Origin of the sequence: Adlercreutzia sp. ZJ473 (assembly GCF_013185065.1) — a bacterium.
GTDB lineage: Bacteria > Actinomycetota > Coriobacteriia > Coriobacteriales > Eggerthellaceae > CAAEEV01.
In genome coordinates this window covers 1-2,823 of record NZ_JAAVTO010000104.1, presented here as the reverse complement: position 1 = coordinate 2,823, position 2,823 = coordinate 1, and the positions used below count along the sequence as shown (strand labels likewise).

General features: G+C 72.2%; 2 protein-coding genes. Both read left to right on the top strand.

Translation table 11 applies throughout. The features are described 5' to 3' along the window. The first annotated feature begins 83 nt into the window (after positions 1-83). A complete protein-coding gene (locus HRL41_RS11790; protein ID WP_371808851.1) occupies positions 84-1,400 on the top strand; it encodes a radical SAM protein in 1,317 nt (438 codons plus the stop codon). 517 nt (positions 1,401-1,917) lie between these two features. After that, positions 1,918-2,823, top strand: a 906-nt coding sequence (locus HRL41_RS11785; RefSeq protein ID WP_172137186.1) for a homocysteine S-methyltransferase family protein, incomplete at its 3' end; no start/stop codon positions are given.

Genomic DNA, 2,823 nt, shown 5'->3' with positions numbered 1-2,823 from the left:
CAGGGCCCGTGCCTCGCGTCGGGCGGGGCCGGCGAGCCCGAGGGGCGCGCGGGCGAGCCGGCTGGCGGGCGCGAGGGCTAGCGGTGGCCGCCGATCGCGCGGCGCGCGCGGAGCTGCTTCGCCGCTACCAGGCGTTCTATGACGGGCTCGAGGAGGACTACCTCGGCCAGGTGGCCGCGATGGGCCTGTCGTTCGAGGAGGCCGAGACGCAGCCCCGCGCGCTGCGGTCGTGCGCGGAGGGGGCGTGGCGCTGCCGGAACAACGGCGCGAGCCTCACGCGGGGCTGGCTGTCGCCGGCGTGCGAGCGCTGCCGGACGGGCGAGCGCATGATGAGCTCGTTCATCTCCCTGCGGTGCTCCAAGAGCTGCTACTTCTGCTTCAACAAGGCCCAGGAGGGCTACGAGCACTTCCTCGCCCACCGGCGAGACGTCGCCGCCGAGCTCGAGCAGCTCAGCGCCAGCGGCGAGGCGCTCGACTTCTTCGCGGTGACGGGCGGCGAGCCCTGCCTGTTCCCCCGCGAGCTCGTCGAGGCGGTGGCCACGGCGCGCCGCCTCTTCCCGGCATGCCACGTCAGGCTCTACACGAGCGGCGCGAGCATGGACTCCGCCCTCGTCGACGAGCTGTGCGCGGCGGGCCTTGACGAGGTGCGCTTCAGCGTGAAGCTGGAAGACGGCCCCGATGAGTATGCGCGCGTCCTCGACCTGGTGCGGTATGCTGTGCCCCGCCTTGACGTGCTCGTGGAGATGCCCGTCATCCCCGGCTCGCTCGACGAGATGCGCCGCCTCCTGCGCGACCTCGACGCGGCGGGCGCGCGCGGCGTCAACCTGCTCGAGTTCTGCTACCCGCTCAACAACGCAGCCGCCTACGCGCGTCGGGGCTTCTCCCTGCGCCGGCCTCCGTTCGAGCTCCTCTACGACTACTGGTACGCGGGCGGCTTCCCCGTCGCGGGCAGCGAGGCCGAGGCCCTGAAGCTCATGCGCTTCGCCGCGAAGGAGGGCCTGGGCCTCGGCGTGCACTACTGCTCGTTCGACAACAAGAACTCGGGGCAGATATTCGCGCAGAACCAGCCGCTCCGGCAGGACCCCGCCCTGCGCGCCGAGTTCCCGCTCCACGCTTTCGACGAGGGCGACTTCTTCGCGAAGTCGGCGAAGGTGTTTGCCGCCGACGCCGGCGAGGTGTGCCAGCGCGCGCGTGAGCTGGGCATTCCCTTTGAGGAGGGCGCGCTTGAGGACGAGCTGGGCGCGGTGGGCTACGTCGAGGTGCCGCTTGCGGACGCCGCGGCGCTCATGGCGGCGCTCCCGCAGGCTGCGGCGGCGGTGAGCTTCTGCGTGCTCGAGCAGCGCGACGGCGCCTGGGTGCTGCGCGAGATAGCCGTCCGCCCGCTCGAGCACGGCCGCTGAGCGCACGCCGCAGGCGGGCGCGTGGCGTGTGCGTGCGGGCGGGCAGGCGCGCGGGCAGGCAGGTTGGCGGGCGCGTGTCTGCCAGCAAACTCACAGGCCAGCGGCCATGTCGCCGCTGGCCTGCTTTGCGTCTGGAAAGAGAATGGGCCGGCTAAGGAGGGGTACCTTGCCGGCCCTGAGGAGGGGGATGATGCAGCGAGCTGACTCGCTGCAAACTGCTTTCTAGGGGTATAAAGCAGTGCGAGCTTGACGGGAGGGGAACCACATCAAGCCGCCGCGGCTCATTATAGGCATCTGCCGCGCGATTCGCGGCCTCGCGCACGCCGGCTCGGCTGGAGCGGTGGGGTTTTGGCGGTGAGTTGCGCGCGTGCGCTCGGGCGACTCCGCTCACCGTCGGCGGGCTTCCGCTCGCCCCGCGCTCGCCCCGGGCGGGTTTCTGTGTATCATGGCAGGAAAGACTATCCCGCGTCCGCCCGCGCATCAGCAGGCGGGCGCGTCACCCGCGGAGGAGCTTCCCATGCCTGACATCAAGCTGCGACTCAACAAGGACATGCTCGTGCTGTCGACGCCGGTCCTCTCGACGCTCGCGCGCCTCGGCATCGACGTCGAGCGCGACGTCGAGTTCACCCTGCTGCTCGAGCCCGACACGCTCGAGGACGCCTACAAGCTGGAGTCCATCGCCGGCGCGCAGTGCCTCGTGGCGGCGACGGCGTCGGTGACCCCGGCGCGCCTGGCGCGCGCGGGCATGGAGGACCGCGCCGCCGAGGTGGTCAGCGCCGCCCTCGGAGCGGTTCGCGCCCAGGTGCCCCAGCACGTGCTGGCCGAGATCGGGCCGTGCGGGCTCCCGCTCGACGCGTCGTCGAAGGCGTCGCTTAGGGAAAATCGCGACCAGTACGCCCGCGCGGGGCGCCTGTTCGCGCAGGAGGAGTTCGACGCGTTCTTCCTCAACGGCTTCGCCACCTGCGACGACCTCAAGTGCGCGCTCATGGGGCTGCGGAAGGTGAGCGACGCGCCCGTCTTCGCGTCGGTCGACGTGGCCGCCGACGGCACGCTGCGAAGCGGCCGCGGCACGCTCGAGGAGGCCGTGGCCATCATGGAGGAGCTCGAGGTGAGCGTGGCGGGCTTCGCCACGGGCGCGCCTCAGGAAGCTGCCGTTGACCTGGCCCGACGCGCGGCGGGCGCCACGGCGCTCCCGCTCCTCGCGCAGCTCGAGGTGCGCGAGCGCAACGCGCGGCAGCAGGGCCCCACGCCCGAGAACCCCTACTACGCCCCCGACGCCATGGTCGCGGCCGCCGACGCGCTGCGCGCCGCGGGCGTCCAGTTCCTGCGCGCCGTCGGCGATGCCACGCCGGCGTACTCCGGCGCCCTGGTGGCGACCACGATGGGGCTTGACGCCGTCGTGCGTGAAAGCGCGGAAGGGGAA